This window comes from Plantactinospora sp. BB1, from assembly GCF_003030385.1.
GTDB lineage: Bacteria > Actinomycetota > Actinomycetes > Mycobacteriales > Micromonosporaceae > Plantactinospora.
Genome location: NZ_CP028159.1, coordinates 6,121,659 through 6,148,181 on the forward strand (window position 1 = coordinate 6,121,659; position 26,523 = coordinate 6,148,181).

Below are 26,523 nucleotides of genomic sequence, written 5' to 3' on the forward strand. Positions count from 1 at the left end.
GCCGCGCCGGGTGCCCCGTCGCCGGTCTGTCCCGACGTTCGACAGGAAGGACGCGGCATCAAGATGGAGACACGGCGCCAGCCCACGCTCGACGAGGTGGCCGCGCGCGCCGGGGTGTCCCGCTCGGCGGCGTCCCGGGTCCTCAACAAGGCACCGCACGTCAGTCGCGCCACCCGCGACGCCGTCGAGCGGGCCATCAAGGAACTGGGATACCGGCCCAACCGGACCGCTCGCGCCCTGGCCACCCGGCAGACCGGAATCGTCGCCCTCGCCATCTCCCACGACGACCCCGAGTTGTTCGCCGACCCGTTCTTCGGTCAGGTCATCGTCGGTGTCTCCTCGGCACTGGAGGACACCGACCTGCACCTGCTGTTGTGCCTGGCCAGCCCCGGCCGGGGCCGGTCCCGGCTCACCAACCTGCTCAACACCCGCGGCGTCGACGGCATCATGTTGATGGCGCTGCGCGGAGACGACCCGCTGACCCACATCGTGCGCCGAGCCGGCCTGCCGGCCGTGTACGGCGGTCGACCGCTGCACTTCAAGCCGCAGTGGTTCGTCGACTCCGACAACCTCGGTGGGGCGCGACTCGCCACCGAGCACCTCATCAGCCTCGGCCGGACCCGCATCGTCACCATCACCGGCGAACTGGGCACCGAAGCCGGTACGGCCCGCTACCGCGGCTACCGCGAGGCGTTGATCATGGCGGGTCTGACCCCGTACGGCATGGCGGAGGGTGACTTCACCGAGGGCAGCGGCGCCGCGGCGATGACAAGGCTGCTCGACGACCACCCGGACCTCGACGCCGTCTTCGCCGGCAGCGACAACATGGCGGCCGGAGCCATGCGGGTGCTGAGCGAGCGGGGTCGGTCCGTACCGGCGGACGTGGCGGTCATCGGCTTCGACAACCTGGGAATCGCCGAACGGACCGACCCACCACTGAGCACGGTGCACCAATCGATCCAGTCCCTGGGGAAGGAGATGACCCGGGTGCTCATCGAACTGATCGCGGGGCGGGAAACCGCCTCCCTGATCCTCCCCACCAGACTGGTACTGCGCGGCTCCGCGTGAGCGGCCGACGTCACGCAGCCACGGCGCCTCAGCCGGCCGCCGGCATCAGCAGGTCGGCGCGGATCGGGAAGTGGTCGCTGGCCCGCCGGGTCTGCTCGGTCTCCACCACGTCGTAGCCGAGCACGCTGATCCGGGGGTCGACGAAGAGCGCGTCGATCCGGTCGCGCGGCTGCCGGCACGGGAACGTGAACCGGGACTCGCCGCCGGCCGCCACGGCCGCGTCGGTCAGCCCGTCGGCCACGGTACGCCAGGCGCCGCCGCCCGAGTTCTCGTTCAGGTCAGCCCCGACCACCACCGGCAGCCGGGTGGCGGCCAGCTCCTGCTTGAAGAGGTACGCCTGACCGGGGCGCTCCGTCGGGTCGGTGGAGAGGTGCGAGCCGGCCAGGATGAACCGGGAGGCCCCGATCCCGCACTCGGCGAAGACCGCACCCCGCATGTGCCGCCCCGGCGTCAGCGGGAACTGCCGGCACCAGCTCCGGTAGACCCGGACCCGGAGACTGGTCAGCAGCAGGTTGCCCAGGGAGGGCAGGCCGCCGCCCGCGACCACCAGACCGAGCCGGTCGGCCAGGGCCGCACACCTGTGCCGCCAACGGAACCGGCGCGGCGCCTCCTGCACGATCACCACGTCCGGCTGCAACGCCCGGACCGCCTCGGCCAGCGCGTCGACGTCGTCACGCTGGCCGTGCACGTTGTAGGAGAGCACCCGAAGGCGCACCGCTGACGTCTCCGCGCCGGAGGACTGCTGCTGAACCACGCCGTACCCCTTGCTCTGCTGTTCCTCCGGCCCCGCGCGGCGGTCCGGCTAGCGGCGCCGGGCCAGGTCGGCGGCGCCGACCATGCCGGCCGAGTTACCCAGCTCGGCGGGGCGGATCTCGGCCACCGGAATCTTGGCACGCGCGGCGAGAGCGTCGGTGAAGGAGCGGCGGGTCGGGCCCATCAGCAGTTCACCGGCCTCCACCACACCGCCGCCGACCACCAGCATCTGCGGGTCGAGGATCTGCGCCATGTCGGCCAGCCCGATGCCGAGCCAGTGCCCGATCTGCGCGAACGCGGTGCTGGAGACCGGGTCGCCGGAGCGGGCGGCGGCGGTCACCATCGGGCCGTTGATCGCGTCGACGTCACCGCCGGCCAGGTCGAGCAGTACGGTGGCCCGGCCCGGCTCCTGCCGCGCTCCGGCCCGGGCGAACCGGACCAGGGCGTTGCCGCTGGCGTACTGCTCGATGCAGCCGAGCCGACCGCAGCCGCAGAGGTGGCCGTCCGGCACCGAGAGCATGTGCCCGAGTTCGGCGGCGATCCCGTGCGCGCCGCGCAGCAGCTCCCCGCCGAGCACGATGCCGCCGCCCACCCCGGTGCCGATGGTGAAGAGCACCATCGAGTCGTCGGCGTCCCGGGCCGCCCCGTGCCGGAACTCGGCCCAGGCGGCGACGTTGGCGTCGTTCTCCACGATCACCGGCAGCCCGACGGCATTGCCGACGAAGTCGCGCAGCGGTTCGTCCCGCCAGGCGATGTTCGGGGCGAACAGCACCGTGGAGCGGTCGGCGTCGATCCAGCCGGCGGCGCCGATGCCCACCGCCTCGACCTCGTGCTCGGCCGCCAGCTCCTTGACCACCTCGACGATCACGTCCCGGGTCCTGGCCACGTCCTCGGCGGGGGTGTCCCGGCGTACCTGCGCCCGCACCCTACCGTCGACGTCGACGACCCCGGCGGCCACCTTCGTACCTCCGACGTCGACTCCGATGGTCAGCGTCACCGAGCCGCTCCCCTCTGCCACACCGCACCCACGCGGTCACCGTCCCGCCACTGCCGCCGTACCGTGCCGTTCCCACCCGGCGCCACCGGCGGCCCCGTCCCGGCGGTCAGCCGTCCTCGCCGGGGGCGGTCTGCTCGCCGGAACCGGCGGCGACCGGTCCCTCCGGGGTCCGCGACGCGGGTACCGGTGGTCGTCCGGTGGCCGGCGGCGCGGCGGGCCGGGCCTGCTCCGCCCCGGCCGGGGTCGCCCGGTCCGGACCGGCGGTCGTCCGGGTCTCCCCGGTTCCGGCCTCGGCACGGGTGGCGGCCGCCCAGACGTCGTCCGGCTCGCCCGCCGGCCACGAATCATGCCTGGTACCGGTCGCCTCGCGCCACACCGTGTCGCCGCGTGGGCCCGGCACGTCGGCCGACGGGGCTCCGGCCGGGTCGACGGGAGCCGTGGAACCCGGCCCGGCGCCCCCGCTCCCGGAGCTGACATCCGGCTCGGAGAGGGCCGTGGAACCCTGCCCGGCGCCCCCGCTCCCGGGGCTGACATCCGGGTCGGCGGTGCTCGCGCGGGTGGCTGCCGCCCAGGTGTCCCCGGTCGGGTCGTCGCCGGTCCCGGATCCGGTGGTACCGCCGCCCGGACCGGTGCGGCGCTCGGCGGGGGCGGTGACCGAGGAGAGGGCGCGGAGCAGGCTGGCCACGCCGGCCGCGAAGTCACCGGCGCCGGTGGCCAGCCGCTCGGCGAGTTCCGGACTCGGGTCGCGCAGCGCGGCGATGGACCGGCAGACCGGGCAGACGCAGCACTCGGGATCGCCGGTGGCGAAACCGGCCCCGAAGGCCGCTCCGGCCCCCGCCCGGCCCGCCCGTGGCGGCACCTCGCCCGTCCACCGCGACGTCGTGTCGGTCGGCGGCGACGCCTCGCCGTTCGGCGGCTGCGCCGGGTCGGTCGAGGGCGTACCCGGGAACGGCGGCGCGTCGGCTTTCGGTGGCGGCGTGCCGTCGGCGGGTGGTGTGGCGGCTGCCGGCCCGGGCTCCGGCACCGCGCCGTGCGGGCGGGCCTTCCGGGGCGGGTCGGCCGGGGTCGGCCCGGGACCCTCCGTCGGCGGCGTACCCGGGGTGGCGCCTCCCGGCCGGCCCGGTCGGGGCACCACTCCGGTCTGGTCCAGTACGTCGGAGATCACCTGTCCGAGCGGGCCGAAGGCACCCGCCCGGTCCCGGGCCTCGGACGCGGCCGACCGGGCCATCGCGAGCGCGGCGGCGACCAGCCGCTCGGCCTCCTCCCGGGCGGAACCCGGATCGGGCGCTCCCCCGTACGAACCACTGTCTCCCATGATCGGCTCCTCTACCCCCGCCCCGCTCCGGGTGGGCCCGGCATCCCGTCCGAACCCGAACCCCTCACCGCACCCGGTCTGCGGTCGGCTTCCCTGGCGCACCAGCGCGCCCGGGGTCGCCTCGCCGCCGCGTGCCGAGGCGCCGTCGCGCCCCGGGCGCGTCACCGGGTCCCGTCAAGAGTCTCCACCCGCCGTTTGAGCTGCGTCAGGGCGGCATCCATGATCATCTTCTCGGCCTTGCGCCGGAACATCCCCAGCATGCCGACCGAGAGCTCGACCTCCAGGGTGTAGGTCACCGTCGAGGTGCCGTCCCCGTTGTCCTCGATGTCGTAGGACCCGTTCTGGACCTTCTGCATCCGCGAGGGCTCCACCAGGTGCCATTCGATCCGCGAGATGTCCTCGGCGTACTCGTAGGCCAGGGTGTACTCGTCGGTCATCACCGAGGCGTCGAGCACAAACCGCACCCGGGCCGGGTAGCCGTCCTCGTACTCCTCGACCACCTCGACCCGCTTCACCGCGTCGGCCCATTCCGGATAGCGCGGAAAGTCGCAGATCACCGCCGTCACCCGAGCCGGCGGCGCGGCTATGACGATGGACTGGGTGGAGGAATCCGCCATGCCCGGCAGGCTACCGCGCAGCGGGGCCACTCCGGCTGACCGCCTCGACCCATTCGTTCCGACTCGACCCACCTGGTCGGGCGCCCCGGTCGGCTCGAAGGTAGGTTGCGGGTAGTCCGACCGGCCGGGCTGGCCGGGTCGATACGAGCACGAGGGAGTGCAGGTGCGCGAGTTCTCGGTTCCCCCAGCGGTCACGGTCGGGGACGCGGCCAACCTCACCGACCCGGTCTGGGACAACGCCGAGGAGGCGCCGGAGAGCGTGCAGTTCGTCCGGCGGGCCGTCGACGCCGCCGGCCGGCAGGACGGCTGGACCGACGTGACCTGCCGGCAGTTCCGCGACGAGGTGGTCGCGGTGGCCCGGGGACTCATCGCCGCCGGGATCAACCCGGGCGACCGGGTCGGGCTGATGAGCCGCACCCGGTACGAGTGGACCCTGATCGACTACGCGATCTGGGCGGCCGGCGGGGTGACCGTACCGATCTACGACACCTCCAGCCCCGAACAGGTCGCCTGGATCCTCTCCGACTCCGGGGCGGTGGCCTGCGTACTGGAGACCAACGGGCACGCGATGGCGCTGGCCGGGGTGCGGGACCGGCTGCCCAGCCTGGAGCAGGTCTGGCAGATCGAACTCGGCGGCATCGACGAGTTGGTGGCGCTCGGTGGCCCGGTCGACCCGGCCGAGGTCGACGTACGACGCAAGGCGGTCAAAGCGGCCGACATCGCCACCATCATCTACACCAGTGGCACCACCGGACGCCCCAAGGGCTGCGTACTGACCCACCGGAACATGCTCTCCGACATCTGCAACGCCATCCCGGTGCTGCCGAACCTCTTCAACGAGGGCGCCTCGACGCTGCTCTTCCTGCCGCTGGCCCACTCGTTCGCCCGGCTGATCCAGATCGGCACGGTCCGGGCCCGGGCCACCGTGGCGCACAGCGCCGACACGAAGAACCTGGTCGACGAGCTGAAGGAGTTCACGCCCAGCTTCGTGCTCTCGGTACCCCGGGTCTTCGAGAAGGTCCACACCGGCGCGGTGCAGAAGGCGACCGACGAGGGCAAGGGCAAGATCTTCGCCGCCGCCGAGCGGGTGGCGATCGCGTACAGCCAGGCCCTGGACACCCCCTCCGGACCCGGCCTGGGGCTGCGGCTGCGGCACCGGGTCTTCGACCGGCTGGTCTACCGCAAGCTCCGGGCCGCGCTCGGCGGACGCTGCCAGAACGCGATCTCCGGAGGAGCACCGCTCGGCGCCCGGCTCGGACACTTCTTCCGGGGCGTCGGGGTGGTGGTCTACGAGGGGTACGGGCTGACCGAGACCTCCCCGGCGGTCGCGGTGAACCTGCCCGGCGCGATCCGGATCGGCACCGTCGGCCGACCGCTGCCGGGGGTGACCATCCGGATCGCCGACGACGGGGAGATCCTGATCTCCGGCGACGTGGTCTTCCAGGGCTACTGGAACAACCCCGAGGCGAGTGCCGAGGTGCTGACCCCGGACGGCTGGTTCCACAGCGGCGACCTCGGCGAGCTGGACGACGACGGTTACCTCTGCATCACCGGGCGGAAAAAGGAGATCATCGTCACCGCCGCCGGCAAGAACATCGCCCCGACCGTACTCGAGGACGGGATCCGGGCGCACCGGCTGGTCAGCCAGTGCATGGTGGTCGGCGACCGTCGGCCCTTCGTCGCCGCGCTGGTCACCATCGACGAGGAGGCGCTGCCGGCCTGGCTGCGCGAGCACGGCCGGCCGGACGGCACCCCGGTCCGGGAGCTTCGTGACGACCCCGAGCTGCGCGCCGAGATCCAGCGCGCCGTGGACGAGGCGAACCGGGCGGTGTCCCGGGCCGAGTCGGTCCGGCAGTTCCGGATCCTGCCCCGGGACTTCGCGGAGGCGACCGGCGAGTTGACTCCGTCGATGAAGGTCAAGCGAGGCGTCGTGGAGAAGACATACTCGGCGGAAATCGCCGAGATATACGGCAACTGACTACCATCCGTCAGGTGCCCGCCTCGACCTCCGGCCTCAGCCGTCCGCATCCGCTCGCGGCGGCGGCGCGGGTCATCATGCTCGCGCTCGTCGCGGTCCTCACCCTGATCGCCACCCGGGAGCCGGGGCAACTCCGCTGGGTCGCCCTGCTCGCCGTCGCCGGCATCCCCGCCGTGGCCGCCCCCGGACACCGGGTGCTGGCCCCGCTGGGCCGGTTCGCCGAGGTCGTCCTGGTGGGGCTGGCCGCCGGCCAGGTCGCCGCGGCGGCGAACATCGGTACCCCGATGCCCGGGGTCGGAGCGTCGGCGATCCTGCCCTACCTCGCCGTACCCCTGACCGTGGCGGCCCTGCAACGGCGGATCCGGGAGGGCATCGCGCTGATCGTGGTCGCCGCGGTGACGCTGGTGGTCAGCGGGGTCCTGACCGTCGGCGACGGCGGGCCGCAGATCAGTCAGGTCGGCTATCTGACCGTGGCGGCCCAGTGGGTGATCCTGGCCGCGCTCGGGCTCTTCGCGGCGGGTTCGCTGCAACGGATCGTCCAGGCCCGTGGCGAGCCCCGGCCGCAGCCGTACACCGAAGCGACCCGGCTGCTGACCCAGTTGCGCAGTGTCGCCCGACAACTACCCGGGGCAACTCTCGACCCTGGCAGCATCTCCGAGCACCTGATCGAGGAGTTGCGCGGGGTGACCCGGGCGGACCGGGCCGCGGTGCTCTCCGCCAGCGGCGGCGGCCGGCTGGTCGTACTCGCCCAGGCCGGGGTGGACCGGGTCGACTGGGAGACGACCCTGGACGCCGACTCGGCGATCGCCGACGCCTGGGCCAGTCAGCAGCCCCAGACGGCACACCGGTCACAGGCCCGCTCGCACCCCGGCGGTGAGGTGTCGGCGCTGGTCGTACCGCTGGTCGCCGGGGTACGGACGGTCGGCCTGGTCACCCTGGAGGCCGACGTCTCCGGCGCCTATCCGCCCCCGGTGGTGGCCCAGGTCACCGCGCTGACCCGGCCGGCGGCGCTCCGGCTGGAGGCGGCGCTGCTCTTCGACGAGGTACGGTCGCTGGCCACCAACGAGGAGCGGCAGCGTCTGGCCCGGGAGATCCACGACGGGGTGGCCCAGGAACTCGTGATGGTCGGGTACGGCATCGACAACGCCCTGGCCACCCTCCCCGAGGACGCCACCGACACCGCCGAGGAGCTGCGTACGCTGCGCGGCGAGGTGACCCGGGTCATCACCGAACTGCGGCTGAGCCTCTTCGAGCTGCGCAGCGAGGTCGACCGGCACGGCGGGCTCGCCGCCGCCATCGCCGAGTACGCCCGCACCGTCGGCGCCTCCGCCGGCCTGCGGGTGCACTACACCCTCGACGAGTCCACCGCCCGGCTGCCGGCGGCCACCGAGGCGGAGCTGCTGCGCATCGCACAGGAGGCGATCACGAACGCCCGCAAGCACGCCGGGGCGTCGAATCTCTGGGTCACCTGTGCCGTGGACCCCCCATTCGCCCAAATTGAAGTGTCGGATGATGGTCAGGGCATCGCTGACCAGCGGCCCGATGGCAGGTATGGTCTTGCGATCATGGCGGAGAGGGCGGAACGTATCCGGGGCCGGCTAGAGATCAGTCCGCGACACCCCAGCGGCACGACGGTGGCAGTGGTGCTCGGAACCTCGTCCCGGCGCGATAACGTGCGCGATAGCGTCACCGCATCAGAAGGGGAGTAACCCGAGCATGACCACCAGCCCCATGCCGACCACTCGGACCAAGGTCCTGCTCGTCGACGATCACGACCTGATTCGTAAGGGCCTGCGGCACGCGTTCGAGCGGGACCGGCAGTTCGAGGTCGTCGGCGAGGCCGCCACTGCCGCCGAGGGGGTCCGCCAGGCCGGCGCCCTGCAACCCGATGTAGTGATCATGGACCTCCGCCTTCCCGACGGGAGCGGGCTGGAGGCGACCCGGGCGCTGCGCAAGTCCAGCGCCACGATGGGCATCGTGGTGCTCACCATGTACGCGGGCGACGACCAGCTCTTCGGCGCCCTCGAAGCCGGTGCCAGCGCCTTCGTGCCGAAGACCGCCCCCGCCGACGAGGTCGTCGCCGCCGCCCGGCACGCGGCCTCCTCGCCGAGTGCGTTCACCGCCGCGGACCTGGCCGAGGCGATGAAGCGCCGCCTCGCCCCGTCCGGCCCGCAGCTCTCGCCCCGGGAGGGTCAGGTGCTGCGCCTGCTGGCCGACGGGATGAGCGTCGCCGGCATCGCGAAGCAGCTCTTCGTCAGCGAGTCGACGGCCAAGACGCACATCTCGAAGCTCTACGAGAAGCTCGGCGCGGCCAACCGGGCCCAGGCCCTGATGACCGCGCTCCGGCTGGGCCTGCTCGAAGCGCCGGACGCCCCGAAGTTCTGATCGGTCGGCGGTTCCGATCGTCGGCGGCGGGTCCGCCGGGGCCGGATGCCAGCGGGTACGTCCCGCTGGTCTCCGGTGGCCCGGCGACCAGCCACACCGGCCAGCGCAGCCACAGCAGTCACAGTGGTCACACGACGTCGCCCGTGGCCGGGGATCCGGCCGGCGCAGTCGTGGACGGTGGTCAGTTCGACGGATTGGGTACCCGGGCGGGGATCGCCCGGCCGGTCATCCGGCGGAACGCCAGATAGGTCTCGCAGCCGAGGCAGAGCCCGAACGCCCCGTTGAGGAAGGCGGCGGCCAACGCCAGGCAGGAGACGACCAGTCCCAGCCAGGTGGCGCCGGAGAGATAGCCGGCGGCGGCCACCAGCATGAAACCGAGCCCGAGAAGCTGGGCGAAGCGTACCGGCGCCACGGGCTCCAACTCGGCGGGGCGGGCCAACCGAGGCGCCAGTACGACCCGGAACAACAGGCCGTACGGGCTGCGGCGCGGGTCGACGGCGGCGATCGCGAACACCACCGCCTGGGCCAGCGCCAGCCAACCCGAGCCGGTGACGAGTACGACGACCAGGACGAGCGTGGTGACGACCGCGGCAAAGCGCGGTCCACGGGGGTCGAGCAACATGTTCACCTCGGTGGGCAGGGACGGTGCCGGTCGTCGTCACGGCGCTCGTCGGGACGTGGACGCGGGATTGCCGCCGGGACGGTCTGGCTGGTCAGTGGCGGAGGTGGGCGGCCGGCCGGCCGGCGCCGACCTTCCGGTGCCGAGACGGTACGCCCACCCCGACACTCCCGGCGGTGCACCGGGTCATGACGGTCCCCGGGGCAGCAGTGGCGCCACCGCAGCGAGGACCTGGGCCCTGGCCGGCACTCCGGCGGCACGCTGCACGATCCGCCCGTCGGCGTCGACCAGCAGCACCGTGGGGGTACGCCAGATGCCCAGGGCCCGTACCGCCGGCAACTGGCTCTCCGCGTCGACCTCCACGTGTCGTACCCCGTCCAGGGTCTCGGTGACGTCGGCCAGCACCTGCCGGGTGGCCCGGCACGGCGCGCAGAACGCCGACGAGAACTGGAGCAGGGTGGCGGAGGCGCCGGGCCGGACCCCGAGCGCGGCCAGCAGTGCGGGGTCGACCGGCAGTCCGACCCCGGCGCCCGGCGTGGAGCCGTTGCCAGCGGCGGGATCGGCGCCCGGCGTGGAGTCGTTGCCGGCGGCGGGATCGGCGCCCGGCGGCCGAGGTGGCGGCGCCGCAGGAGGCTGGCGCCGAAGGTCGGCAGCCGGATCGGAACCGTCGTCCGACCGCAGCCCGAAGCCGGCCCGGGAGAGCCGGTTGGTCGGCGACTGCCGCCGGAGTCGCCCGTCGAAGTGGCGGCGCCACAGGCCGTAGCCGGCGGCCAGCAGCAAGGTGGCCACCGCCGCGACGGAACCGCTCAATGCGGCGTTCTGCACCACTACAGACTGCCATGTCCAGGCGTCGATGACCATCGTTGTGATGTCACCCGTTCCCCCGGCCGGCTCCACCGCTGGGACGGGGAATCGACGGGCGGTTCCGACCCGATTCGGTACGCCGACGCCGGCCCGCCGGGGCGCGGCACGGTCAGCCGGTCAGCACTTCCGTCAGCCGGTCAGCACTTCCGTCAGCCGGTCAGCACTTCCGTCATCCGCCGTGCCTGCCGCTCCCAGCGCCACTCCCGCTCGACCCAGGCGCGTCCGGCAGCACCCATCCGGCGGGACAGCTCCGGGTCGGCGAGCAGCGTGGCCACCCGGTCGGCGAGCTGGCCGACGTCACGGCCGTCGACGACGTACCCGGTCTCGCCCTCCCGGACCGCGTCCGGGGCGCCGCCGGAGTTTCCGGCCACCACCGGCAGCCCGGTCGCGGATGCCTCCAGATAGACGATGCCCAGGCCCTCCACGTCCAGCCCGCCGTTGCGGGTCCGGCACGGCATCGCGTAGACGTCCCCGGCCGCGTAGTGCGCCGGCAGTTCGGCGGTCGGCACCGAGCCGGTGAAGACCACGTCACCGGCGACTCCCGCCCGCCGGGCGAGCTTCTCCAGCGTCGCCCGGTACGGTCCGCCGCCGACCACCAGCAGTGCCGCCCCCGGCACCCGGCGACGGATCTCCGGCAGCGCCCGGATCAGCGCGTCCTGCCCCTTGCGCGGCACCAGCCGGGAGACGCAGACCACCACCGGCCGGTCGGCCAGGCCGTGCCGGGCCCGGATCTCGGCCCCGTCCACGTCCGGGTGGTAGACGTCGACGTCCACCCCGGGCGCCAGCCGGCGCAGCTCGGTGCGGCCGCGCAGCACCCGGTCCAGCCGTACCCGGGTGTATTCCCCCAGATAGGTGGTGACGTCGACGCCGTCACCGATCCGGCGCAGCGCCGACCGGGCACCCGGCAGCGCCGCCCAGCCGACCTCGTGGCCGTGGGTCTGGGCCACCACCCGACCGATACCGGCGCGGCGACGCAGCCCGGCGGCGAGCAACCCCAACGGGGCCGCCGCGCCGAACCAGACGGTGTCGCAGTCGTAGGACCGGGCCAGCTCCGCCGCCCGCCGCGCGACGTGCCGGGTCGGCAGCAGTACGCCGGTCGGCTCGCGTACCACCTCGAACGGCTGGTCGGCGTCGAACTTGTCGGCGCCGCGCCAGGTCGAGGCGTAGACCACCACGGATCCGGGCGGCTGCCGGACGGCGAGGCCGTGCACGAAGGACTGGATCCCACCGGGGCGCGGCGGAAAGTCGTTGGTGACGAGCAGAGTCCTGGTCAACCGCCGGCTCCTCGGGCGTACGCGCGGGCCGCGGCCATGCGCTCCACTGTGGATGGATGACTCGCCCGGAAGAGGTACTCCCACCGGGGCGGATCGGGGTCGGCGAGGTTGACGCTGGAGAGCCGCCGCTGCATCGCCTCGAAGGAGCCCGGGTCACCGGTCAGCGCCAGGGCGTGCGCGTCGGCCCGCGCCTCGACCTGCCGGGAGACCCAGGCCTGTGCCGGCGTCGCCACCAGACCGGCCACCGTCACCAGGGCCAGCAGCAGCGGAAACGCCCGTGGCTCGGCCACCGAGTCGACTCCGGCGGCCCGCAACAGCGCGGCCGACGAGCCGAGCAGGTAGAGCGCGACGACCGCCGCCGCCGCACCGAGCGCACCGGTGAGGGTGCCGGTCAGCACGTCCCGGTCCTTCGCGTGGCCCAACTCGTGCGCGACCACGCTCGCCACCTCGGCGGGCGGCGCCTCGCGCAGCAGGGTGTCGTAGACGACGATCCGCCGGGTCGGACCGAACCCGGAGACGTACGCGTTGACCGCCCGGGTCCGCCGGGAGGCATCCGCGACCAGCACGTCCTTCACCGGTACGCCGTCGGCGTCGGCCAGCGCCATCAGTTCGGTGCGCAGCGGTCCCGGCTCCATCGGGGTGAACCGGTTGAAGATCGGCTCCACCAGCACCGGCAGTATGAACGAGAGGAGCGTGACCAGCACCGCCGCGCCGGCCGCCCCGAACGCCCACCACCACCTCGGGGCCAGCCGGGTCACCGTGTAGAAGCCGAGCAGCGCCACCGCGCCGATCACGGCACTGACCGCGTACGACTTGAGCAGGTCGACCGTCCAGCCGCCCCAGCCCTGGGTGGAGAGCCCGTAGCGGGCCACCACCGCGTGCCGCCAGGCGGCGAACGGCAGGGTGACCAGGTCGGCCACCAGCACCACGGCCAGGCCGCCGAGCACGGCCTGGGCGATCCAGTTGTCACCGAAGGGGCGCCCGACCAGGGCGATCAGCTTCGCGCCGAGCGGGGTGAGGCCGAGCAGCAGGGCGATCACCAGCCCGACGGCCAACGCGCCGTAGCCACCCGGGCGCAGCGCGGCGGCGAAGGCCCTCCCCCGGGCCACCTCGGCCGGATCCAACTCGTCGAGCGCGGAGAGCTGGTCGGCGCGGGGCGCGGGTGGGCGGTGCCACGGCACCAGCAGCACGGTGGCGGCGACGAGCAGCAGTACGAGGGCGACGAGGGTCAGCCCGGCCCAGGCACGCGGCGTCATGCCGTCGCCCGTACCCACTGGGTCGTCCGCTCCACCCACTGGGTCATCCGCTCCGCCCTTTCGCCGGCCCGATCGCGCGGCCAATCCTATGCCGGACCGGCCGGCCGGAGTCCTGCGCCGGGCGGAGTCCTGCGCCGGGCGACCCCTCCCCGGCGGACTACGCGACCCGTCGGCCTCGGCGCCGGTTGGCGAGCCGGGTCGGCGCCGAGACCGGGGCGTCGAGGATCTCGACGTCGAAGCCGGCCCGGGTGAAGACCTCGATCGCGTGCATCTCGTCGGCGGTCAACGAAGCCTGTCCCGGCGGCTGGTCCAGCAGGGCACTCACCAGGCACCCGGAACAGGCCGCACCCCGACGGAGGGTGCAACTGTCGCAGTCGATGAGCATCTGCTCACTCCTCAAAGCAGCGGGAGACGGTGTTGTCGTGACGCGGCCACCGTCCGTGACACCCACCCTAGAACAGGGGTACGACAAACCCTCCGTTGCCGCCCAACGCCCCCATCCAGATGATCAACGGACAAACTGGCGGCGGCCGGGCCACGGCACGGCAGGGCACAGCAGGGCAGGGCACGGCAGGGCAGGGCACGGCAGGGCAGGGCAGGGCACCCGAGGTGCTGGTGCCCGCTCAGGAGCGGGCGAGCCGGCGGAGCAGCGAGTCCGCGCCGAGCGGGTAGGCGCCGTGCCGGCGTACCCCGTCGGCGACCTCGCGGTCGGAGGAGACCACCACGACCGGCCGCCCGGCCGGCTCGGCCCGGACCAGCCGGCGGATCAGGTCGTCGGCGGTCTCACCCTTCCGGGAGAAGAGCACCCGCACCCCGCGCGGCGCGGGCGGTAGCCCGTGCATCCGCTCGGCGCCGTCGAAGACGACCGTCACCTCGTCACCGGTCTGCGCCGCGATGCCGCCCAGGCCGGTGATCAGACGCTTGCGCTGCTGCTCCAGGGACATGTCCCCGAAGCCTCGCTTGGTGACGTTGTAACCGTCGACCACCAGGTGCGCGCGGGGCAGGGCCAGCAGCTCGTCCAGCCGGGCCGGGTCGTCGGCGTCCAGCGCCCGGGCCGAGTTGGCCGTCGCCGGACGCTCGGCGAACGCGTCGGCGACGTAGTCGGCCGGCAACCGGTCGGCGGGATCGAGGGCGAGTTCCCGGCGCAGCCCGACGGCGGCCCGGCCGATCGTCTCCAGCAGCAGCCAGAGCCGGGCGTCGTCGACCGACCGGGCCTCCTTGGCGGTCTGCCGGACCGCACCGGCGGTCGCCTCGGCCTCGGCCAACCGGGCCCGTACCCTGCGCAGCTCCGCCTCGTGGTCGGCCGCCGCCCGGCTGGCCCGTCCCTTCTCGGTGGCGAGCAGCTCGGCCGCCCGCCGCTGCCCGGCCTGCGCCTCCCGCAGTGTTCGGCCCAGCACCCGATTCTCCTCGCGGAGCTGGCCCAACTCCTCCCGGAGCCGGGCCACCTCGTCGCGCAGCTTGTCGGCCTCCACCTTCGCCACCGCACGGTCGTGCTCGGCCCGGGTGGCCCGCTGTTCGGCCTCGCGGACCAGCTCGGCGACGACCGCGCTGTCGGCCTCGGCCCGGACCGCCGCACCGGCATCCTCGACCAGGTCACGCCAGCCCGGCGGTCGGGTCAGGTAGGCGAGCGCGGCGACCTCCACCGGATCGGCGGCGGCCGGACTCGCACCGGAGACCACCACGGAGCCGAGTTCCCCGGCCTCGGCGAGGACCCGGCTGGCGACCCGCTGCCGGAACAGCGGATCGGCGGCGAGCTGGGTGGCGATCGGTCCGCCGCCGAGCCGGGCCCGCCGGTTCGGCGCGAACTTGGCGACCCGGCGCAGCGGCGGCGGCAGTTCGTCGGTGGGCAGCGTCGGCAACGCGGCGGCGGCCAGGCTGACGATCCGGGCCCGGACCGGCTCCGGCAGGGTCGGCTCCGGCTCCCGATCCCCCAGCTCCCGATCGTTCGGCTCCCGATCCGCAGCTCCACCGTCACCCGGATCACCGTCACCCGGATCACCGCCGCCCGGATCATCGCCGCCCGGATCACCGTCGCCGGGCTCGGTACCAGCCGGGTCGGTGTCGATCGGGTCGGTGTCGATCGGGTCGGTGTCGATCGGGTCGTCGCCGGTCGGCTCCGTCAGCGGGCCGGCGGGCGGCACGGCTGCTCCGCCCCCGGGGCCGGGCGATGTGTCGGTGACCAGCGTCGGTTCCGCCTCGTCGGTGCCGGGTACGGCCGGACGCGGCTCGTCGGTGCCGCCGTCCCGCCCGGGATCGCCAGCACGCTCAGAGCGCGCAAGCTGCGCCGCCTCCTCGGGGAGGCGGTCGTCGGACGGTTCGGCGCGGGGCATGCCGCCAGTCTCCCACCGACACCCTACTGAGCGCCCAACACCTCAGATGATCTCGCCCCGTCGGCCCCCGGTAACGACTGGTACGGATGATACGGAAGTGTCGTACGTGCCGCCTAACCTGCCCGCCGTGGTCTCACCTCAATATGTCCAGGGCACGCTGGACGGCCTGCCGGACGGCACTCCCGGCGCGGACGGCTGGCCCGACGAGGCGACGTCACTGCGGCAGACCACCTTCGTGGTGCTCGACCTGGAGACCACCGGCGGCGCCCCGGACGGCGGCGGGATCACCGAGATCGGCGCGGTCAAGGTGCGCGGCGGCGAGGAGCTGGGCGTGCTGGCCACCCTGGTCAACCCGGGTGAGCCGATTCCGCCGTTCATCACCGTGCTGACCGGGATCACCCAGGCGATGCTGCTGCCGGCCCCGCCGGTCGAGGAGGTGCTGCCCAGCCTGCTGGAGTTCCTCCGGGGTGCGGTGCTGGTCGCGCACAACGCCCCCTACGACGTGGGCTTTCTCAAGGCGGCCTGTGCCCGGCACGGCTACACCTGGCCGAACCCCCGGGTGCTCGACACGGCGGCGCTGGCCCGCCGGGTGCTCACCCGGGACGAGGTGCCCAACCGCAAGCTCGGCACCCTGGCGGCCTACTTCCGCACCCCGCACCAGCCGAGCCACCGGGCGCTGGCCGACGCCAAGGCCACCGTGGACGTGCTGCACGGGTTGATCGCCCGGCTCGGCGGGCACCGGGTGGAGACCCTCGGCGACGCGATCGAGTTCGCCAAGGCGGTCACCCCGACCCAGCGCCGCAAGCGGCACCTGGCCGAGGGGCTGCCCAGGGTGCCGGGGGTCTACATCTTCCGGGCCGCCGACGACCGGCCGCTCTACGTCGGCACCTCCGGGGACATCGCCACCCGGGTGCGCAGCTACTTCACCGCCGCCGAGAAGCGGGCCCGGATCTCGGAGATGCTGGCCGCCGCCGAGCGGGTCGAGGCGATCGAGTGTGCCCATCCGCTGGAGGCGGAGGTGCGCGAGCTGCGGCTGATCGGCGCGCACGCGCCGCCGTACAACCGCCGGTCGAAGTTTCCGGAGCGGGTGGTCTGGCTCAAGTTGACCTCGGAGCCGTACCCGCGGTTGTCCCTGGTCAGGTCGTTGGGCCCGGACGACGCGGCCTATCTCGGCCCGTTCAGCTCCCGCCGCTCGGCGGAGCTGGCCGCGGCCGGGGTGCACGACGCGGTGCCGCTGCGCCAGTGCACCCCCCGGCTCTCGGTCCGGACCACCAGCCCGGCCTGCGCGCTGGCCGAGCTGGGTCGCTGCCCGGCACCCTGCGAGCATCGGATCTCGGTCGACGAGTACGCGCACCGCGCGGTCGAGCCGGTCCGCTCGGCCCTGGCCGACGACCCGCAGGTGCTGGTCGACGCGCTGCTGGCCCGGATCGGGGTGCTCTCCGACGCCCAGCGCTACGAGGAGGCGGCGGTGGTCCGGAGCCGGCTGGCGGCGGTACTCCGGGCCACCGTCCGGATGCAACGCCTGGTCGGGCTGACCCGGATCGGTGAGCTGGCCGCCGCCCGGCGGGCCGCCGACGGCGGTTGGGAGATCGCGGTGGTCCGGCACGGACGGCTGGCCGGGGCCGGCACCGCCGCGCCGGGGGTGCCGCCCCGGAGGGTGCTCGACCTGGTCCGGGCGACCGCCGAGACGGTGCTGCCCGGGCACGGTCCGGTCCCCAACGCCTCGGCCGAGGAGTCCGAACGCATCCTGTCCTGGTTGGAGCGGCCCGACACGCGGCTGGTCGAGACATCCGCTGGTTGGACCTCTCCGGCCAGGGGCGCGGGGCGGTTCCGTGACCTGCTGGTCCGGGCCGAGGCGGCGTCGTCGAGACAACTCCCGACCGAACGCACATAAGCAAGTGACCGATCGGACGACCTTCACTCCTTTAGGCTGTTAGAGAAGTGCAGTCCTGCCCGATTTCGGGGCTTGCGTGCGCACTGGTCTTCCGCGCGTCCGTCGGCCCTGGACGTGGCGGTGAGTGAGGAGGTGGCTCCGCGTGGACCTCGAAGCCGGTCACGGCGCTGCCTTCGGAAGCGCCCGCCCGACGGAGATCACGCTGAGCAGACGGCTGCGCTCGTTGCTGTCCTGGCCGTCCGCTGAGGACGATCCGGTGACCCAACTGGTCCGGGCACACCGCAGCGTGCACCCGAGCGCCGACGTCGGAGTGCTGCGCCGCAGCTACGCCATTGCCGAGAGCATGCACCGGGGGCAGTTCCGCAAGAGCGGTGAGCCGTACATCACGCATCCGCTGGCGGTGGCGCAGATCTGCGCCGAGTTGGGGATGGACACCGTCACCCTGGTCGCCGCGCTGCTGCACGACACCGTCGAGGACACCCGCTACACCCTCCAGGCGCTCACCGGTGACTTCGGACGCGAGGTGGCGCACCTGGTCGACGGGGTGACCAAGTTCGACAAGGCGTTCTACGGCAAGGCCGCCGAGGCCGAGACGATCCGCAAGATGATCATCGCGGCGGGCAAGGACGTCCGGGTGCTGATCATCAAGCTCGCCGACCGGCTGCACAACATGCGTACCCTCGACGCCCGCTCGCTCGCCTCGCGGGCCCGGATCGCCCGGGCCACCCAGGAGGTGCTGGTCCCGCTCTGCGACCGGCTCGGCATCCAGGCACTCAAGCGCGACCTGGACGACGTGGTGCTGCGCCACCTCGAACCCGAGGCGTACGCCCGGATCGACGAATACGTCAAGAGCCGGCCGGACTGGGCCGGCTATCTCGACGACGTGGTGGCCCAGGCCAAGGTGGTACTCCGGCGCGACAAGATCATTTCCACGGTACGGCGCCGGGACCGGCACTACTACTCGATCTGGAAGGACACCGTCGCCCGGGACCAGACCACCCCGTTCGACCTGCCCCGGATCGCGATCGTGGTGGACGGGCCGGACACCGACTGCTACGCCGCGCTCGGCTCGATCCACGGCCTCTGGCGGCCGGTCGCCGGGCGGTTCAAGGACTACATCGCCGCACCGAAGAACAACCTCTACAAGTCCCTGCACACCACGGTGATCGGTCCGGACGAGCGGACCGTGGAGGTGCTGATCCGGACCAAGACGATGGACCAGTCCGCCGAGTACGGCATCGCCGCCGACTTCCGCTTCCCCAAGCCGGGGGTGGACGCGGCGGGCAGCGCCGAACAGCTCGACTGGTTGCAGCGGGTGCTCAACTGGGAACGGGACACCGCCGACCCGGCGCAGTTCCTCCAGTCGCTGCGCTGCGACCTCGCCGAGACCCAGATCCAGGTCTTCGCCGAGGGTCGGCAGATCGTCCTGCCGGCCGGCTCCACCCCGGTCGACCTGGCGTACGAGCTGGGCCCGCACCGCGGCGACCACTGCCTCGCCGCGAAGATCAACGGCCGGCTCGCCCCGCTCTCCTCGGAACTGGACGAGGGCGACGTGGTCGAGATCTTCAGCGAGACCGACGCGCAGGGCGAGTTCGACCTCGCGGTCGCCCCGCCGGGGCCGCGCAAGGAGTGGCTCGGTTTCGTCAAGTCGCCACACGCGCAGATGCAGATCAACCGCTGGTTCGCCGACCACCAGGAGCCGGCGATCTCGATCTCCGACAAGGTCCGGCTGGGTCGGGCCACCATCGGGCTGACGCTGCGCAAGCACGACCGGGGGCTCGCCAACGACCTGCCGCTGCGCCGGCTCGCCGAGGAGCAGGGCTATCCCGACCTGGAAACCCTGCTGGTCGCGGTGGTCGACCGGACGGTCGAGCCGGACACGGTGGTCGAACAGTTGATCGCGATGGTGGACCACCAGGAGTGAAGGGTCTGCCCCGGGACACCCACCGGGTCGGCTTGCCCTCTAGCCTGGTCCGGTGATCTCCCGCCGCTCGTCGACGCGCGCCGTCGGCTACAAGATCTTCTATCGTCTGCCCATCGGGGTGCGTCGCCGGTTGGTCCGACTGGCGGTGCCGAAGTACATCGTCGGCGCGGTCACCCTGGTCCACGACGCCGAGGCGGCGGCACCGGGCCGGATCCTGCTGCTGCGCCAGCCACCGGGTCGGAAGTGGACCCTGCCGGCCGGGCTGCTCCAGCGCCGCGAGAGTCCGCTGGTCGGCGCCGCCCGCGAACTGCACGAGGAGACCGGCATCAAGCTGCCGTTGACCGAGTTCGAGCCGGCCGTGCCGAACGCGGTGGTACACCTCAAGGGCTGGGTCGACATGGTCTTCCAGGTACGCGTCCCGGCCTCGACCACCGAACTGGTGGTCGACGGTGCCGAGGTGTTCGAGGCCGCCTGGCACCGGCTCGACGAACTGCCTCCGCTCAGCACCGCGACCGCCCGACTGCTCGCCCACTACCGGATCGGCCCGCTCGCCGAGACCGACCCGGCCGGCACACCGCCACCGTCGTGACCACCACGCCCGGCCCGGGGCCGCACGCCGACCCGACGCAGATCGCCTCCGGCCCGCCCGCTGCCGTGGTCGAGGTCTGTGCCGTGGTGCTGGCCGCCGGGGAGGGCCGTCGGCTCCGCCCGCTCACCGAACACCTGCCGAAGGCGCTCTGCCCGGTCGGAAACGTACCGTTGCTGGACCGGGCGCTCGGCCGGATGTCGGCACTCGGCTTCGACAACCCCGCGACGGTCGCGGTGAACGCCTGCTACCTCGGTGACCAGGTGGTCCGGCACGTCGGCGGCCGGGCCGCCCTCTCGGTCGAACCCGGCGACCCGCTCGGCACCTCCGGCGGGGTGGCCAACCTGCGAAACTGGATCGACGGCCGGGGCGTACTCGTCGGAAACGCCGACGCCTATCTGGCCGCGCCCGACACGCCCCCCGGGCCGGACGTCGCCGCGCTGCTCGCCGGCTGGGACGGCACGACGGTACGGCTGCTCGGCCAGCCGGTCGACGGACCACCCCGTCCCGGCGACTTCGGCCGGCACCGCTTCGCCGGCTTCTCGCTGCTGCCCTGGGCCCGGGTCCGCGACCTGCCCGTCGAGCCGGCGGAACTGGTGCACACGATTTGGCGCCCCGCCGAGGAGGCCGGTGAACTGGAGGTGGTCGAGTTCGCCGGTTGGTACCTCGACACCGGCACGCCCGCCGACTACCTGGCGGCGAACCTGCACGCGGCGGGCGGCGGCAGCCTGGTCGACCCGACCGCAGAGGTGACCGGCGAAGCCCAGGCGGCGGTGGTCGGCGCCGGTGCCGTGGTCCTAGGCAGCATCGAGCGCTGCGTGGTCTGGCCCGGCGGCCGGGTCCGGGCCGACGAGCGCCTGACCGACGCGATCCGGGTCGGCGACACCCTGACGGTCCCGGCACCCGCCGCCCCCACGTCGGGCCGGTAGCCGCCGCCTGCCGGGCGACGCTCTAGCATGGGCGGGCAGCCCGACACGGCACCCGATCTCCGCCCGGCGCGGGCTGCGCCAGCGAGCACGTCGACGAGAGGAGTCCACCGGTGATCACCGCGATCGTCCTGATCGACTGCGCCACCGACTCGATCCCCGAGGTGGCCGAGACGCTGGCGGCGGTGCCCGGCGTCAGCGAGGTCTACTCGGTCGCCGGCCACGTCGACCTGATCGCCGTCGTCCGGGTACGCGAGTTCGAGCAGATCGCCGAGGTGATCGCCGGACGGATCTCGAAGGTCCCCGGCGTGCTGGGTACGGAGTCGCACATCGCCTTCCGGGCGTACTCCCAGCACGACCTGGAGGAGGCGTTCGCGATCGGCCTCCCCGACCCGGACTGACACCGGCCAGGGCTGTCCGCCGCCTGGCCGAACACCGGTTACCCGGCAGTAACATGAGCCGGCTACGCTCGCCGGATGACCAGCACTCCGGACCAGCCGCCGCAGCCGACCCCGCCCTCGCAGCCGGACTCCTCGCAGCCGGGCTACGAGGAGTCCTTCGTCGACCGTGACGGCGACCGGATCGCCCTGCGCAGCTATCCCGACCCGGTCGGCGCGCCGGAGGCACCGGTCGTGCTGCTCTGGCCGGCGATGGGGGTGCGGGCCAGCTACTACGCCCCGTTCGCCGCCGCGCTGCGCAGCGCCGGTCTGGCCGTGGTCGTGGCGGACCTCCGGGGCACCGGCGCCAGCACCCCGGCACCGAGCCGCGCCTCTCGGTACGGCTATGCGGAGCTGGCCGGCGACGTCGGCGCGGTACTGGAGAGCCTGAAGCCCCAGCTCGACGGCCGGAAGCGGATCCTGCTCGGCCACTCGCTCGGCGGGCAGGCCGCGCTGCTGCATCTGGCGCTCGACCCCAGCACCCCGGTCGACGGGTTGGCCCTGGTCGCGGTCGGGCTGCCGTACTGGCGGGCCTATCCGGACCGCCGTCTGGCGATGCTCGCCGGCACCCAGCTCATCCACGGCTGCGCGGCCGCCCTGGGCAGTTGGCCGGGGTGGGGCTTCGGCGGCCGGCAGGCGCGCGGGGTGATCCGGGACTGGGCCTACACCGCCCGGACGGGTCGCTTCCCCCGGCTGGACGGGGTGGACGTCGAGGCGGCCGTACGGGAGGTGCGTACCCCGGTGCTGGCGGTCAGCGTCGACCACGACCAGTACACGCCGCACGGGACCGTCGACTACCTCTGCGACAAGCTGGTCGCCGCCCCGGTCCGGCGTACCCGTTACACGCTCGCCGAGAGCGGCACCCGGCTCGACCACTTCACCTGGGTACGCGCGTCGGCGCCGGTCGCCGCCCGGGTGGCGGAGTTCGTCGCCGACCTGCCGCACCGGTAGCCTCCGCCGCCGCTTCGGTCACCGGCGCGCTGACCCGGCGACGGGTCCCCCGGCGTAGCGGCCGGAGGACCCGTCATGCCGCCGCGTCGCGGCGGCGGATCAACTGATGGTCGGGCTCGGCGTCACCGTGCCGCCCGGCGTCGGAGCGCCGGAGCTGATTCCCGGACTCGGTGCCACCGTGGTGCCACCGGGGATCGGGATGCCCAGACTCTGGGCGACCGCCACCAGCGCGTGGTGGTGCGCCTGGAGCACCGGAGCCGCCTGCTGCGCCACCTGCTTGGCCGACGGGTCGGAACCCTGGGTCAATTCGGCCTGTACGAGCTGCATCGCCTGGGTGTGCGCGGTGAGCTGCGCAGTGACCCACTGGGTGTCGAAATCCGCACCCGTGACATTCTGCAACTGGTTGATGACCGCCTGCTGCTCGCTGGTCACCTTGTTCGGCAGCGTCAGGGAGGCCGCCGAGGCGACGCTCTGCACCTTCTGGTCGAGCTGGGTGTGGTCCGTCACCAACCGACCGCCGAGGTCCTTGACCTCCTGACTCGCCCCCTTCTGCTTCGCCAGGTTCCCGGTCGCGATCTCCGCGAGGTTCACCTGGTGAATCGACTGCAGGAACTGCCTGTCCTGCGCCGACAGCGAAGCGGACGGCGTGGCCGACGGCGTCCCCGACGGTGCGGCAGCGGCGCTGTACGCGGCACCCGCCGGTACGAGGCCGAGCACCGCCATCGAGACGAGCACGCCCAAGCGTTTGACGACCAACATGTTTGTTCCCCCCTCCGTCGTTGAACTTCGGGGGTACCCGGTTGACCCCTACACACGCGGACCGATGCCACCCGACATCACACGCCCCCACCACCCCGCCCCGGTTCGGCGAGGTCGTGCCTTTTCCGCGAGGTAGTGCCCCTCGACCGACGCCGAGGGCTCTCTTCCTGCGAAAGAGCGGGATATCCGAGTTACAGCTCGGCGGCCTTGGCGGTCTTGGCGATCTCGACCCAGGTGTCGAGGGTGCGGGCGGCGGCGCCGGAGTCGATCGACTCGGCCGCCCTGGCCAGGCCGTCCTGCATCGCGGGGAGGAGGCCGCCGGAGAAGCTGCCGTGCGCGGCCAGGGCGGCGGCGGCGTTGACCAACACCGCGTCGCGGACCGGGCCACGCTCGCCGGCGAGCAGCCGGCGGGTCACGTCGGCGTTGAAGGCGGCGTCGCCGCCGCGCAGGTCGCCGGGGGCCGAGCGGGGCAGGCCGAGGTCGGCGGCGTCGGCCAGGGTCTCGGTGACCCGGCCCTCGTGCGCGATCCAGAGCCGGGTCGGCGCGGCGGTGCTGAACTCGTCGAGCCCGTCCTCACCGCGCATCACCAGCACCGAGTCGCCGCGCCGGGCGAAGACCTCGGCCACCACCGGAGCCATCCGGGAGTCGAAGCAGCCGACCGCGCCGGAGCGGGGGCGGGCCGGGTTGGTCAGCGGGCCGAGGAAGTTGAAGACCGTCGGCACGCCCATCTCGCGTCGCGGCACCGCGGTGTGCCGCATCCCCGGGTGGAAGCGGGCGGCGAAGCAGAACCCGATGCCGACCTCGGTCACGCAGCGGGCCACCCCGGCCGGGCCCAGGTCGAGCGGTACGCCGAGGAATTCGAGCAGGTCGGCGGCGCCGCACGAGGAGGAGGCGGCCCGGTTGCCGTGCTTGACGACGCGTACCCCGGCGCCGGCCACCACCATCGCGGTCATGGTGGAGATGTTGACGGTGTGTGCCCGGTCGCCGCCGGTGCCGACCACGTCCAGCGCGTCGACCCGGAGCGCCTCCGGCAGCTCCACCAGGGTCGCCCGGCCCAGCATCGCCTCGACCAGGCCGGCGAGTTCGGCCGGGGTCTCGCCCTTGGCCCGCAGCGCCGTGGCGAACCCGGCGATCTGGGCCGGGGTCGCCGACCCCGACATGATCTCCCCCATCGCCCACGCGGTGTCGGCGGTGGAGAGCTCCTCGTCGCGCAGCAGCGCGGCGAGCAGGTTGGGCCAGGTCCGTTCCCCCATGCGGGCCTCCCGGGCGGGGCGGGTGGTGGGCGGTGTGTGGTGGTGTGCGTGACCCGGAGCCCTAGGAGCGCGCGCTCGCCCCGCTGGCGCGGGCGCGGAGCAGGCCGGCCACGGTCTGGCCGGTGGTCACCGGGTCGAGCGGGTGCACGAGGGTGGCGTCGACCTGGGCGTAGGCCGCCAGCCAGCGGTCGGCGGCCCGGGCGATCACCACGCAGGTCGGCGGGGCGTCGTCCCGGTCGTCCTTGATCTGCCGGGCGATGCCGAGCCCGCCGGTCGGGCTCGCCTCGCCGTCGAGCAGCAGCAGGTCGATCTCGTAGTCGTCGACCAGCCGGATGCACTCGTCGTAGCTGGCCGCGTCGACGAACTCGACGGTCAGGTCGGCCGCCGGCCGGGTGCCGACGGCGAGCCGCATCCGGTCCCGGACCTCCGGGTCGTCGCTGTAGAGCAGGACGGTGTATTGACGATCGCTCATCGGTCGCTGGGCTCCCACCTCGTAGCTGCCCGCCGATCGTACCGGTCGGCTCCGGAGTCCGGCCGGCCCGCCCGGCGTCCGGGGCCGGCACCGCCCGAATCCCGGGACATCCGGTACGCCGGCCGCGCTGCCCGGCCCGCCCCGTTACACCGCGGTACCGGCGGCGCGTTCCCGGGCCTCCTGCCGGTCCAGTTCCCGGTCCGTCCGGCGCGCCTCCCGCTCGGACTGCCGCACCCACTGCACCACGAGCACGCCGAGCATGGTGACGCTGACGAACTCGCCGCCGGCCCAGAGGATGCCGCCGGCGACCTTCTGGTCGTTCCACGGATCGGACCAGGCCAGCGCCAGGGACGGGTACCAGTCGCCGCCGAAGAGCGTGGTGCTCTGCATGACGGTGAGCCCGAGCACGGTGTGGAACGGCACCGAGAGCACCATCAGCAGGGCCCGGGCCGGGTACGGCCAGCGGCCGGGCAGCGGGTCGAGCCCGACCAGCGGCCAGAAGAAGAGGCAGCCGGTGAGGATGAAGTGCGCGTGCACCAGCTCGTGGCCGAACGAATTCTCCAGGGTCCACCGGTAGAGCCCGGAGAAGTAGAGCACGAACGGGTTCACCACGAAGATCGCGTAGGCGAAGAGCGGGAAGGTGAAGACCCGGGCGACCCGGCTGTGCAGCACCGCGAGCAGCCGCTTGCGCGGCGCCTTGCCGAGGGTACGCAGCGCCAGCGTCACCGGCGCGCCGAGGGCGAGGAAGATCGGCGCGACCATCGACAGCACCATGTGCTGGACCATGTGCACCGAGATCAGGGTGGTGTCGTAGGCGCCCAGCCCGGTGAGCGTCACCGCGGCGATCCCGCCCAGCCCCGGCCCGAGGAAGAGCACGGTGCGCAGTACCGGCCAGGAGTGGCCGCGCACCCGCAGCCGGTGTACGCCGTACAGGTAGCAGGCGGCGGCCAGCACCAGGCCGACGGCGAGCCAGCTGTTCAGCGTGGCCTCGGTGAAGATGGTCGAGACGGTGAACGGTGCCGTCTCGGCGCCCCCACCGGCGAGAACGGCCGGTGCCGGGGGCACCGCCGAGGCGGTACCGGGATCGAGGTGCAGCACGTTTTCAGGCTAGGCCAGACGAACCGGGCGGGGGACGTCACCCCGTCCGACGAGGCAGTTAGGCCACCCCGACGATGGGCGATGCCGATCAGGGGCAATAATGACCGCGTGACTGCGGCCTCAGCCATTGACAAGAGCCGGATCCACTCGCTGACCCGTCCCAACATGGTCAGCGTCGGGACGATCGTGTGGCTCTCGAGCGAACTCATGTTCTTCGCGGCGTTGTTCGCGATGTACTTCTCCATCCGGGCGGCGGCGCCCGAGCAGTGGGAGAAGCACACCGAGGTGCTGAACATCCCGTACGCGACGACGTTCACGGTGATCCTGGTGCTCTCCTCGGTCACCTGCCAGATCGGCGTCTTCGCCGCCGAGCGGGGTGACGTGCACGCGCTGCGCCGCTGGTTCACGATCACCTTCGTGATGGGCCTGATCTTCGTCCTGGGTCAGCTCAACGAGTACCGCGAGCTGGTGCACCACGGCGTCAAGATCAACGCAGACGGGTACGGGTCGGTCTTCTACCTGACCACCGGCTTCCACGCGCTGCACGTGACCGGTGGTCTGGTGGCCTTCATCATCTTCATGATCCGGACAACCATGGGCCGGTTCACCCCGGCGCAGGCGACCTCGGCGATCGTCGTCTCGTATTACTGGCACTTCGTCGATGTGGTCTGGATCGCTCTGTACGGCATGATCTACTGGCTCCAGTGATCTTGGTCATGTCACGTTCCGCCCCGTTGCCCCGTCCCTGAGACAAGGTCGAGAAAACC

25 protein-coding genes are annotated in these 26,523 nt (G+C 73.1%); 11 read left to right on the top strand and 14 right to left on the bottom strand.

Annotated features, from left to right (window positions below; translation table 11 throughout):
* Nucleotides 1–63: 63 nt before the first annotated feature.
* Nucleotides 64–1,068 carry a LacI family DNA-binding transcriptional regulator gene (locus C6W10_RS26720; protein ID WP_199853161.1) on the top strand — a complete coding sequence of 335 codons (1,005 nt, stop codon included), beginning with the start codon at nt 64–66 and terminating at the stop codon, nt 1,066–1,068.
* A 28-nt stretch (nt 1,069–1,096) separates the two neighbouring features.
* Here C6W10_RS26720 and C6W10_RS26725 read toward each other — a convergent pair whose 3' ends face one another.
* The 4 genes from C6W10_RS26725 to C6W10_RS26740 form a co-directional block, all read right to left on the bottom strand.
* The gene (locus tag C6W10_RS26725) at nt 1,097–1,822 is read right to left on the bottom strand and encodes an endonuclease/exonuclease/phosphatase family protein (RefSeq protein WP_234361441.1); all 726 of its coding nucleotides are present in this window, start codon (nt 1,820–1,822) and stop codon (nt 1,097–1,099) included.
* Nucleotides 1,823–1,870: 48 nt separating this feature from the next.
* Entirely contained in the window at nt 1,871–2,818 is a 948-nt protein-coding gene (locus tag C6W10_RS26730) for an ROK family glucokinase (RefSeq protein ID WP_107264313.1), read from the bottom strand.
* A gap of 106 nt (nt 2,819–2,924) precedes the next feature.
* Nucleotides 2,925–4,133 (bottom strand): hypothetical protein, encoded by a 1,209-nt coding sequence (locus C6W10_RS39785; protein WP_107261547.1) that lies wholly within the window; start codon nt 4,131–4,133, stop codon nt 2,925–2,927.
* Between the two features lie 161 nt (nt 4,134–4,294).
* Nucleotides 4,295–4,750, bottom strand: coding sequence for an SRPBCC family protein (locus tag C6W10_RS26740; protein WP_107264314.1), 456 nt, complete (start codon nt 4,748–4,750; stop codon nt 4,295–4,297).
* 163 nt (nt 4,751–4,913) lie between these two features.
* Here C6W10_RS26740 and C6W10_RS26745 point away from each other — a divergent pair, with 163 nt between their 5' ends.
* The 3 genes from C6W10_RS26745 to C6W10_RS26755 are packed head-to-tail and all read left to right on the top strand — an operon-like array spanning nt 4,914 to nt 9,113.
* The gene (locus C6W10_RS26745) at nt 4,914–6,728 is read left to right on the top strand and encodes a long-chain fatty acid--CoA ligase (protein WP_107264315.1); all 1,815 of its coding nucleotides are present in this window, start codon (nt 4,914–4,916) and stop codon (nt 6,726–6,728) included.
* A gap of 14 nt (nt 6,729–6,742) precedes the next feature.
* Nucleotides 6,743–8,437 carry a GAF domain-containing sensor histidine kinase gene (locus C6W10_RS26750; protein ID WP_107261549.1) on the top strand — a complete coding sequence of 565 codons (1,695 nt, stop codon included), beginning with the start codon at nt 6,743–6,745 and terminating at the stop codon, nt 8,435–8,437.
* Nucleotides 8,438–8,444: 7 nt separating this feature from the next.
* Nucleotides 8,445–9,113 (top strand): response regulator transcription factor, encoded by a 669-nt coding sequence (locus C6W10_RS26755; RefSeq protein ID WP_091557164.1) that lies wholly within the window; start codon nt 8,445–8,447, stop codon nt 9,111–9,113.
* A 181-nt stretch (nt 9,114–9,294) separates the two neighbouring features.
* On the opposite strand, the gene C6W10_RS26760 is transcribed toward C6W10_RS26755, so the two are convergent.
* The 6 genes from C6W10_RS26760 to C6W10_RS26790 form a co-directional block, all read right to left on the bottom strand.
* Nucleotides 9,295–9,735: a DUF4395 domain-containing protein gene (locus C6W10_RS26760; RefSeq protein ID WP_107261551.1), complete on the bottom strand. Its 441-nt coding sequence runs from the start codon at nt 9,733–9,735 to the stop codon at nt 9,295–9,297.
* Nucleotides 9,736–9,918: 183 nt separating this feature from the next.
* Nucleotides 9,919–10,593 (bottom strand): thioredoxin family protein, encoded by a 675-nt coding sequence (locus C6W10_RS26765; RefSeq protein ID WP_107261553.1) that lies wholly within the window; start codon nt 10,591–10,593, stop codon nt 9,919–9,921.
* 152 nt (nt 10,594–10,745) lie between these two features.
* Nucleotides 10,746–11,870: a glycosyltransferase family 4 protein gene (locus C6W10_RS26770; protein ID WP_107261555.1), complete on the bottom strand. Its 1,125-nt coding sequence runs from the start codon at nt 11,868–11,870 to the stop codon at nt 10,746–10,748.
* Nucleotides 11,867–13,126, bottom strand: coding sequence for a M48 family metallopeptidase (locus C6W10_RS26775; RefSeq protein WP_107264316.1), 1,260 nt, complete (start codon nt 13,124–13,126; stop codon nt 11,867–11,869). Before C6W10_RS26775 ends, C6W10_RS26770 begins: the two co-directional genes overlap by 4 nt.
* 157 nt (nt 13,127–13,283) lie before the next feature.
* Complete coding sequence (locus C6W10_RS26780) at nt 13,284–13,511, bottom strand: hypothetical protein (protein WP_107261557.1); 228 nt, start codon at nt 13,509–13,511, stop codon at nt 13,284–13,286.
* A 238-nt stretch (nt 13,512–13,749) separates the two neighbouring features.
* The gene (locus C6W10_RS26790; RefSeq protein WP_369937015.1) at nt 13,750–15,456 is read right to left on the bottom strand and encodes an NYN domain-containing protein; all 1,707 of its coding nucleotides are present in this window, start codon (nt 15,454–15,456) and stop codon (nt 13,750–13,752) included.
* Nucleotides 15,457–15,583: 127 nt separating this feature from the next.
* Between C6W10_RS26790 and C6W10_RS26795 the strand changes: the two genes are divergently transcribed.
* The 6 genes from C6W10_RS26795 to C6W10_RS26820 all read left to right on the top strand — a co-directional run bounded on the left by C6W10_RS26795 (nt 15,584) and on the right by C6W10_RS26820 (nt 22,174).
* The gene (locus C6W10_RS26795; RefSeq protein WP_234361952.1) at nt 15,584–17,350 is read left to right on the top strand and encodes a DEDD exonuclease domain-containing protein; all 1,767 of its coding nucleotides are present in this window, start codon (nt 15,584–15,586) and stop codon (nt 17,348–17,350) included.
* Nucleotides 17,351–17,492: 142 nt separating this feature from the next.
* Entirely contained in the window at nt 17,493–19,274 is a 1,782-nt protein-coding gene (locus tag C6W10_RS26800) for a bifunctional (p)ppGpp synthetase/guanosine-3',5'-bis(diphosphate) 3'-pyrophosphohydrolase (RefSeq protein WP_107261561.1), read from the top strand.
* 55 nt (nt 19,275–19,329) lie between these two features.
* Nucleotides 19,330–19,863 carry an NUDIX hydrolase gene (locus C6W10_RS26805; RefSeq protein ID WP_199853607.1) on the top strand — a complete coding sequence of 178 codons (534 nt, stop codon included), beginning with the start codon at nt 19,330–19,332 and terminating at the stop codon, nt 19,861–19,863.
* A gap of 65 nt (nt 19,864–19,928) precedes the next feature.
* Nucleotides 19,929–20,789 carry a sugar phosphate nucleotidyltransferase gene (locus tag C6W10_RS26810; protein WP_107264318.1) on the top strand — a complete coding sequence of 287 codons (861 nt, stop codon included), beginning with the start codon at nt 19,929–19,931 and terminating at the stop codon, nt 20,787–20,789.
* A 110-nt stretch (nt 20,790–20,899) separates the two neighbouring features.
* Nucleotides 20,900–21,187, top strand: coding sequence for an Lrp/AsnC family transcriptional regulator (locus C6W10_RS26815; RefSeq protein WP_107261565.1), 288 nt, complete (start codon nt 20,900–20,902; stop codon nt 21,185–21,187).
* 75 nt (nt 21,188–21,262) lie between these two features.
* Nucleotides 21,263–22,174 (top strand): alpha/beta fold hydrolase, encoded by a 912-nt coding sequence (locus tag C6W10_RS26820; protein ID WP_107261567.1) that lies wholly within the window; start codon nt 21,263–21,265, stop codon nt 22,172–22,174.
* A gap of 99 nt (nt 22,175–22,273) precedes the next feature.
* On the opposite strand, the gene C6W10_RS26825 is transcribed toward C6W10_RS26820, so the two are convergent.
* From C6W10_RS26825 to C6W10_RS26840, 4 genes are all read right to left on the bottom strand, one after another.
* Entirely contained in the window at nt 22,274–22,933 is a 660-nt protein-coding gene (locus tag C6W10_RS26825; protein WP_107261569.1) for a DUF4142 domain-containing protein, read from the bottom strand.
* A 191-nt stretch (nt 22,934–23,124) separates the two neighbouring features.
* Nucleotides 23,125–24,186 carry an anthranilate phosphoribosyltransferase gene (trpD, locus tag C6W10_RS26830; RefSeq protein WP_107261571.1) on the bottom strand — a complete coding sequence of 354 codons (1,062 nt, stop codon included), beginning with the start codon at nt 24,184–24,186 and terminating at the stop codon, nt 23,125–23,127.
* A gap of 61 nt (nt 24,187–24,247) precedes the next feature.
* The gene (locus tag C6W10_RS26835) at nt 24,248–24,658 is read right to left on the bottom strand and encodes a hypothetical protein (RefSeq protein ID WP_107261573.1); all 411 of its coding nucleotides are present in this window, start codon (nt 24,656–24,658) and stop codon (nt 24,248–24,250) included.
* 144 nt (nt 24,659–24,802) lie between these two features.
* On the bottom strand, nt 24,803–25,756 hold the full coding sequence (locus C6W10_RS26840; protein WP_107261575.1) for a cytochrome c oxidase assembly protein: 954 nt from the start codon (nt 25,754–25,756) through the stop codon (nt 24,803–24,805).
* Nucleotides 25,757–25,864: 108 nt separating this feature from the next.
* Between C6W10_RS26840 and C6W10_RS26845 the strand changes: the two genes are divergently transcribed.
* The gene (locus C6W10_RS26845; protein WP_107261577.1) at nt 25,865–26,464 is read left to right on the top strand and encodes a heme-copper oxidase subunit III; all 600 of its coding nucleotides are present in this window, start codon (nt 25,865–25,867) and stop codon (nt 26,462–26,464) included.
* Nucleotides 26,465–26,523 lie beyond the last annotated feature (59 nt).

What these genes read in the sequence shown, in the direction of transcription:
- C6W10_RS26720 (WP_199853161.1), top strand. Translation starts at nt 64, where the DNA reads ATGGAGACACGGCGCCAGCCCACGCTCGACGAGGTGGCCGCGCGCGCC.
- C6W10_RS39785 (WP_107261547.1), bottom strand. Translation starts at nt 4,133, where the DNA reads ATGGGAGACAGTGGTTCGTACGGGGGAGCGCCCGATCCGGGTTCCGCC.
- C6W10_RS26740 (WP_107264314.1), bottom strand. Translation starts at nt 4,750, where the DNA reads ATGGCGGATTCCTCCACCCAGTCCATCGTCATAGCCGCGCCGCCGGCT.
- C6W10_RS26755 (WP_091557164.1), top strand. Translation starts at nt 8,445, where the DNA reads ATGACCACCAGCCCCATGCCGACCACTCGGACCAAGGTCCTGCTCGTC.
- C6W10_RS26760 (WP_107261551.1), bottom strand. Translation starts at nt 9,735, where the DNA reads ATGTTGCTCGACCCCCGTGGACCGCGCTTTGCCGCGGTCGTCACCACG.
- C6W10_RS26765 (WP_107261553.1), bottom strand. Translation starts at nt 10,593, where the DNA reads ATGGTCATCGACGCCTGGACATGGCAGTCTGTAGTGGTGCAGAACGCC.
- C6W10_RS26775 (WP_107264316.1), bottom strand. Translation starts at nt 13,126, where the DNA reads ATGACGCCGCGTGCCTGGGCCGGGCTGACCCTCGTCGCCCTCGTACTG.
- C6W10_RS26780 (WP_107261557.1), bottom strand. Translation starts at nt 13,511, where the DNA reads ATGCTCATCGACTGCGACAGTTGCACCCTCCGTCGGGGTGCGGCCTGT.
- C6W10_RS26790 (WP_369937015.1), bottom strand. Translation starts at nt 15,456, where the DNA reads ATGCCCCGCGCCGAACCGTCCGACGACCGCCTCCCCGAGGAGGCGGCG.
- C6W10_RS26820 (WP_107261567.1), top strand. Translation starts at nt 21,263, where the DNA reads ATGACCAGCACTCCGGACCAGCCGCCGCAGCCGACCCCGCCCTCGCAG.
- C6W10_RS26825 (WP_107261569.1), bottom strand. Translation starts at nt 22,933, where the DNA reads ATGTTGGTCGTCAAACGCTTGGGCGTGCTCGTCTCGATGGCGGTGCTC.
- trpD (WP_107261571.1), bottom strand. Translation starts at nt 24,186, where the DNA reads ATGGGGGAACGGACCTGGCCCAACCTGCTCGCCGCGCTGCTGCGCGAC.
- C6W10_RS26835 (WP_107261573.1), bottom strand. Translation starts at nt 24,658, where the DNA reads ATGAGCGATCGTCAATACACCGTCCTGCTCTACAGCGACGACCCGGAG.